Raw genomic sequence first — 6,000 nt, 5'->3', positions numbered from 1 at the left:
TCCGTCGCGGGCGTAGGAAATTTGAGAGGAGCTGTCCTTAGTACGAGAGGACCGGGATGGACACACCGCTGGTGTACCAGTTGTTCCGCCAGGAGCATAGCTGGGTAGCTACGTGTGGACGGGATAAGTGCTGAAAGCATCTAAGCATGAAGCCCCCCTCAAGATGAGATTTCCCATGGAGTAAATCCAGTAAGACCCCTTAGAGATGATGAGGTTGATAGGTCTGGTGTGGAAGCGTGGCGACACGTGGAGCTGACAGATACTAATCGGTCGAGGACTTATCCAATACATGAATCTTGATACGTTTCTAAAAGCATTATCTAGTTTTGAAAGAATCCTCTTTCAACTTTATAGTCTGGTGGCGATAGCGAAGAGGTCACACCCGTTCCCATGCCGAACACGGTCGTTAAGCTCTTTTGCGCCGATGGTAGTTGGGGGATTCCCCCTGTGAGAGTAGGACGTTGCCAGGCTAATATTCCACAGTAGCTCAGTGGTAGAGCAATCGGCTGTTAACCGATCGGTCGTAGGTTCGAGTCCTACCTGTGGAGCCATATGGAGAGCTGTCCGAGCTGGCCGAAGGAGCACGATTGGAAATCGTGTAGGCGGTGTAAAACCGTCTCGAGGGTTCGAATCCCTCGCTCTCCGCCAGGTACTTTCCTAAGGTTGGCCCGTTGGTCAAGCGGTTAAGACACCGCCCTTTCACGGCGGTAACACGGGTTCGAATCCCGTACGGGTCACCAATTTATATTAATACATTTGGAGGATTAGCTCAGCTGGGAGAGCACCTGCCTTACAAGCAGGGGGTCGGCGGTTCGATCCCGTCATCCTCCACCATAACGACGCGGGGTGGAGCAGTCTGGTAGCTCGTCGGGCTCATAACCCGAAGGTCGATGGTTCAAATCCGTCCCCCGCAATACCACAAAATGGTCCGGTAGTTCAGTTGGTTAGAATGCCTGCCTGTCACGCAGGAGGTCGCGGGTTCGAGTCCCGTCCGGACCGCCATTTTCAATAAAATTTTATGTGGCTCAGTAGCTCAGTCGGTAGAGCAATGGACTGAAAATCCATGTGTCGGCGGTTCGATTCCGTCCTGAGCCACCATTTAAGCCGGCCTAGCTCAATTGGTAGAGCAACTGACTTGTAATCAGTAGGTTGGGGGTTCAAGTCCTCTGGCCGGCACTGTAAATTATATACCTATAAAGTAATTTCACGTATTGACTATATCGATCATATTGTGTAAAATAGGTATTGTGTTTTCGTGGAGGGGTAGCGAAGTGGCTAAACGCGGCGGACTGTAAATCCGCTCCCTCCGGGTTCGGCGGTTCGAATCCGTCCCCCTCCACCATTTATTTTTAGGGGTATAGTTTAAAGGTAGAACAAAGGTCTCCAAAACCTTCGGTGTGGGTTCAATTCCTACTACCCCTGCCAATTTTATTATGACGATGGCGGTTGTGGCGAAGTGGTTAACGCACCGGATTGTGATTCCGGCATTCGTGGGTTCAATTCCCATCAGCCGCCCCATTTATATTATATAGGCATTGGGCTATCGCCAAGCGGTAAGGCAACGGATTTTGATTCCGTCATGCGTAGGTTCGAATCCTGCTAGCCCAGCCAATGCGGAAGTAGTTCAGTGGTAGAACACCACCTTGCCAAGGTGGGGGTCGCGAGTTCGAATCTCGTCTTCCGCTCCATTTTTTTGTCTGGCGGCATAGCCAAGTGGTAAGGCCAGGGTCTGCAAAACCCTTATTCACCGGTTCAAATCCGGTTGCCGCCTCCATAAATCTGCCGTGCCGGGGTGGTGGAATTGGCAGACACACAGGACTTAAAATCCTGCGGTAGGTGACTACCGTGCCGGTTCAAGTCCGGCCCTCGGCACTTTTTTTATTTTACTAATTAAATAGTTGCGCCCTTAGCTCAGCTGGATAGAGTGTTTGACTACGAATCAAAAGGTCGGGAGTTCGAATCTCTCAGGGCGCGCCACTATAATTTGCCGGTGTGGCGGAATTGGCAGACGCGCACGACTCAAAATCGTGTTCCTTCTGGAGTGTCGGTTCGACCCCGACCACCGGTACTTTGAATTAACGGAATATCACCGTCATATCTACGCTTTTCGCATTTTGCGGAAGGCGTTTTTTATTTTTATATCGTTAGATTCGCCCTTAATAATCGTACGCGATCGGTCGTGTGCGCTGTTGAAAGGGGCGAATTTTTTTTTATGCGTAAAAATAAACGACGTGACAACCATATTACAGCCGCTGAATTTTACGAAGTGGGTCACCCGAACGTTCTATCGGAGCTATCGTTTGACGAAGCATTAGAAGTATTTCTGCGCGAGACTGAATTGAAAAATCTAAGCGTATATACCCGAAATTATTACGAAAGAGAACTCATCACATTTAAGAGGTTACTTGTAACGCAAGACATCGATACAACACCAATGAATATTACAACCGCAAATATCGAGGATAATCTAATCCGGTATATGGCGAATGAGCAGAAGTTAAAGACGACAACAATTAACACAAGATTGCGAGCAATTCGTGCGTTCTTTAATTTTCTTCATAAGAAACGCTACATATTCGCAAATCCTATGAAAGATACGAGCCTGCTTCGAGACAAAAAGAATAATATAGTGGCGTTCAATAAGGAGCAAGTGGGGCGCCTATTAAAGCAGCCCGAGCTAAAAACGTTCACTGGTGTCCGCGATTATACAATCATGCTGGTGTTCTTAGAAACGGGAATAAGGCTTAAAGAATTGGCTAGTCTCGAAGTTAACGATATTAAGTGGGAAGATTCGAAGATATTAATACGCAATCCGAAAGGGTATAAAATCCGCCTAGTACCATTTCAGCGCGATATGAAAAAGCAATTACAAGCCTACTGCAAATTACGCGGAGACATAATAGACTGCGAGTCTTTATTCGTTACGATTGATGATACGCCACTTACTTCACGGCAAATACAGCACCGCTTAAAAGCTTACGGTAAGAAAGCTAATATTACCGGTGTAAGAGTTAGCCCGCATACGTTCCGGCATACTTTCGCGAAGATGTGTGTACAGGGTGGAGCGAATATCTTTGAGCTGCAACAAATACTCGGTCATTCGTCTATGGACATGGTTAGAACATATGTAAATTTGTTTAGTGATGAAGTAAAAGAAAGGCACAAAGAGTTCAGCCCTTTGCGCCAATTAAGAAATCAAAATTAAATTAAACAAAAAAAGAGTGCTCCACCTCACGAAAGAACTTGTCTCTCGATCGGTAAAACACATCGCCTAATGTAAGTTTATCGAAAAAAGCCGGACAAGTCAATACGCAATCAGTCTGTCTATCAGATCGAACGTATATTCGTAGGTGGTGCGCTCCATACGAGAGGAGCAACCGCAAATGTATTACGAAGAATACGAAAAGTATCAATCGTTTGGCAGTATGGACGACCTTAACGAAGCGGTCCGCCAAGCACTTTATTATAACGCGGACAAATTGAATAAGACAGCCGTTACCGTGCTGAAGCTTTTATCGCGTTACTCATGCAAAGTAATCGGCGTTAGTTGGATGAAAGCGGCCACGATAGCGCAATTGATCGAGAAGAGCGAAAAGACGGCTAGAAGGGCGCTCAAGACGTTGGAAGAGGTCGGCATTATTAAGCGTGTGCCTACAATTCGTGAAAAGGGCGGAAGAGGCTACGATTTATGCGTTATTTTGCCGCCTAGATTTAACCTAGCAACCTCGCCAAAAAAAGTTGACCAGGCGGAATTGTCCAGTCGTGAAGAGTCCGGAAATGTGCGCGAGAGTAAGGCGCAAAAGGGTATTGAACTTAAAGAAACCGCAATATCTAATAAACTTAATAACTACGTAATAGACGAGCTAGATTCATCATATACGCCTGATAACGTTCCTGACCGATTCATTAAAGCGTGTAAGCCGTTCTTTGGCGCCAATAAGATATATGAGCTATGGCAGCGGGTCTCGATTGCATACGATAAGAGCGGGCTAGACTCTTCCGTTGATAGCGTACTGGATGTCGTAATAAGGACGTTCAAGACGTCTATATTCGCGTGGAAGCGAGGTGCTATTCGAAAGAGCTTCGCTGGTTATTATTATGGCGCAATCCATCGAGTCTTAATCCAGGAGCGTAGAAAAGAAGTAGCTGCGGAGAGTGGTGCGTTTGATTGGCTGAAAAAGTGTACGTTTTAAGGGATAAATACATTATATATAACTAGCGTAATAGAACGTATGAGCGAAGTGTACGTTTTAAGGGATAATTACTTATAATATGTATAGCGTAGAGTATCGGAATAGCGCATAGTAGCAGTAATTTAGCGGTTGAGCGTTCGGATGACTACCGGAAGCGTATCGTTGTAACATTAGCGCCAACTTGTATATACATATATGAAGAAACTCGTCATTTTTGCGTAAATTGACGTGACAATACGTTACATAATGCAACGAAATGTGATTGCGGAGGGGTTCCGATAGGTTCCGATTTTATCAGCCACGAGGTCCGGAGAGAGACGCCTTGCCGAAACTCACGGGGGTCGGAAATGCGCTTTACGTTACTTTACAAATCGCTAACCGCTCGGGCCAGATACGGATGAGGTCGGAAACTTTTTACGCGAAGAGTCTAACGTCCATTCTTGCGCGATACTCTTATAGAAGAAAGGCGGGAATAGGCGGTATTTTGCGTTAGACTTCTTAGACGATTCACTAGGCGGAGGGTCCTGGCGCATGTCTTTCCGTAAACTTTTGCACAGTGGCGTCACAATGGACGATTTCTTGCGCATCATATAGAAGAAAGGCGGAATAGTGCGGTTAATTGCGTTGTGTATTATTGTGCAATTTACTAGCCGGAGGGTCGAGACGGACGCACCTCCCGAAACTTTTGAGCGCAGCAAAAAGACGCCCATAAGAGCGCCTATTTAGCTTCTTTGCGTTCATTTAATCCACGGTAAAGGGCGCCTTTGCTAACGCCAGTCATTTCGGTAATTTCCGCGATAGTATGTTCCTTTGAATCGTATAGCTTTATTGCTTGCGCTAATTTCTTCTTATCCGTCTTAGGGCGGCCACCGCTTCGACCTCTTGCGCGAGCAGAAGCTAGACCGGCTTTCGTGCGTTCTCTTATCATATCGCGTTCAAGTTCAGCGATAACGCCGATCATCTTAAACATAGCCTTGCCGGTAGGTGTTGTCGTATCCATACCGTCTTGAATACTGTGTAGCTTGGCGCCTACTTGGTCGATATGTTCCGATACTTCTATTAGCTTCTTAGTGGAGCGTGCCAGGCGGTCTAGTTTATATACGACTAGCTTATCGCCATCCCGCAATATATCTAAGGCCCGTTGTAGTTCGACCCTATCGTCCTTACCGCCACTAGCCTTCTCCGTGAAGATGCGCTCACACCCTGCCTTCTCTAATGCGTCCATCTGTAGGTCTAACGATTGGTCCTCCGTTGATACGCGAGCATACCCGATAATCATAATAACAACCGCCCCTCATCTAAGTTAGTTTAATTGTACGAAAACGTACGTTAAAAGTCAATTGTTTTTGAAACGAGTTTCGGACTAAATAAGTAATGTCAAACGCATATACTACCCGTTATACTTTTCGTTCCCTTAAACCATCGTTTTAGGACTGTAATAAAAGAAAAGAACGAAATAGCCCCGGCGGTAGGTCAAGCTATATCGCCTCGCCAGGCGCCAACATCTTTCTTACAAAATTTTAAATCTCGGGGTCCATCGAAAGGGGGGGCGGTAGTCCAAGCGATTTCACCTCGCCAAGCGCCACTAAAATCCGCGAATCAAAAATAACGTTTGGAAATGCGAAGCCTGCCCGATAAAATTTTTTCTAGCAATTTTCGAAACTCGGGGCGCAAAAAAAGACGCCCATTAGGACGCCTCACTTAAACAATTTCCGCATAGCCTTTCCGGTTGCCTTACCCGCCACTCTCCGACCGATCCGCTTACCGACACGACCCTTCTTGACCGCATCCACATCGTTCCATATGC

At 46.5% G+C, this 6,000-nt stretch carries 3 protein-coding genes, 17 tRNA genes and 2 rRNA genes; 21 read left to right on the top strand and 1 reads right to left on the bottom strand.

Annotated features, from left to right (window positions below):
- From AC1FXP_RS14730 to AC1FXP_RS14630, 21 genes are all read left to right on the top strand, one after another.
- Positions 1-286, top strand: a 23S ribosomal RNA gene (locus tag AC1FXP_RS14730); the annotation flags it as partial.
- Positions 287-354: 68 nt separating this feature from the next.
- Positions 355-470, top strand: a 5S ribosomal RNA gene (gene rrf / locus AC1FXP_RS14725).
- A 6-nt stretch (positions 471-476) separates the two neighbouring features.
- Positions 477-551, top strand: a tRNA-Asn gene (locus AC1FXP_RS14720).
- 3 nt (positions 552-554) lie between these two features.
- Positions 555-648 (top strand) — tRNA-Ser (locus AC1FXP_RS14715).
- Positions 649-665: 17 nt separating this feature from the next.
- Positions 666-740: transfer RNA gene (locus AC1FXP_RS14710), tRNA-Glu, on the top strand.
- Positions 741-758: 18 nt separating this feature from the next.
- A tRNA-Val gene (locus AC1FXP_RS14705) sits at positions 759-834 on the top strand.
- Positions 835-840: 6 nt separating this feature from the next.
- Positions 841-914 (top strand) — tRNA-Met (locus AC1FXP_RS14700).
- Between the two features lie 11 nt (positions 915-925).
- Positions 926-1,002: transfer RNA gene (locus AC1FXP_RS14695), tRNA-Asp, on the top strand.
- 20 nt (positions 1,003-1,022) lie between these two features.
- Positions 1,023-1,098: transfer RNA gene (locus tag AC1FXP_RS14690), tRNA-Phe, on the top strand.
- 5 nt (positions 1,099-1,103) lie between these two features.
- Positions 1,104-1,176, top strand: a tRNA-Thr gene (locus tag AC1FXP_RS14685).
- Positions 1,177-1,257: 81 nt separating this feature from the next.
- Positions 1,258-1,342, top strand: a tRNA-Tyr gene (locus AC1FXP_RS14680).
- 9 nt (positions 1,343-1,351) lie between these two features.
- A tRNA-Trp gene (locus tag AC1FXP_RS14675) sits at positions 1,352-1,425 on the top strand.
- 17 nt (positions 1,426-1,442) lie between these two features.
- Positions 1,443-1,518, top strand: a tRNA-His gene (locus AC1FXP_RS14670).
- A gap of 18 nt (positions 1,519-1,536) precedes the next feature.
- Positions 1,537-1,611, top strand: a tRNA-Gln gene (locus tag AC1FXP_RS14665).
- 2 nt (positions 1,612-1,613) lie between these two features.
- Positions 1,614-1,688, top strand: a tRNA-Gly gene (locus AC1FXP_RS14660).
- 11 nt (positions 1,689-1,699) lie between these two features.
- Positions 1,700-1,774 (top strand) — tRNA-Cys (locus tag AC1FXP_RS14655).
- 12 nt (positions 1,775-1,786) lie between these two features.
- Positions 1,787-1,872 (top strand) — tRNA-Leu (locus tag AC1FXP_RS14650).
- A gap of 28 nt (positions 1,873-1,900) precedes the next feature.
- A tRNA-Arg gene (locus tag AC1FXP_RS14645) sits at positions 1,901-1,977 on the top strand.
- Positions 1,978-1,986: 9 nt separating this feature from the next.
- Positions 1,987-2,068: transfer RNA gene (locus AC1FXP_RS14640), tRNA-Leu, on the top strand.
- 144 nt (positions 2,069-2,212) lie between these two features.
- Positions 2,213-3,205 carry a tyrosine-type recombinase/integrase gene (locus AC1FXP_RS14635; RefSeq protein WP_480062636.1) on the top strand — a complete coding sequence of 331 codons (993 nt, stop codon included), beginning with the start codon at positions 2,213-2,215 and terminating at the stop codon, positions 3,203-3,205.
- Between the two features lie 178 nt (positions 3,206-3,383).
- Positions 3,384-4,193 (top strand): helix-turn-helix domain-containing protein, encoded by an 810-nt coding sequence (locus AC1FXP_RS14630; RefSeq protein WP_480062634.1) that lies wholly within the window; start codon positions 3,384-3,386, stop codon positions 4,191-4,193.
- A 718-nt stretch (positions 4,194-4,911) separates the two neighbouring features.
- Here the strand turns inward: AC1FXP_RS14630 and AC1FXP_RS14625 are convergent.
- The gene (locus tag AC1FXP_RS14625) at positions 4,912-5,472 is read right to left on the bottom strand and encodes a recombinase family protein (protein WP_480062632.1); all 561 of its coding nucleotides are present in this window, start codon (positions 5,470-5,472) and stop codon (positions 4,912-4,914) included.
- Positions 5,473-6,000 lie beyond the last annotated feature (528 nt).

Source organism: Halalkalibacter sp. HAAS-P013 (assembly GCF_056619925.1).
Note: the sequence above shows the minus strand (reverse complement) of the source record. Positions and strands in the feature narration are given on the sequence as shown.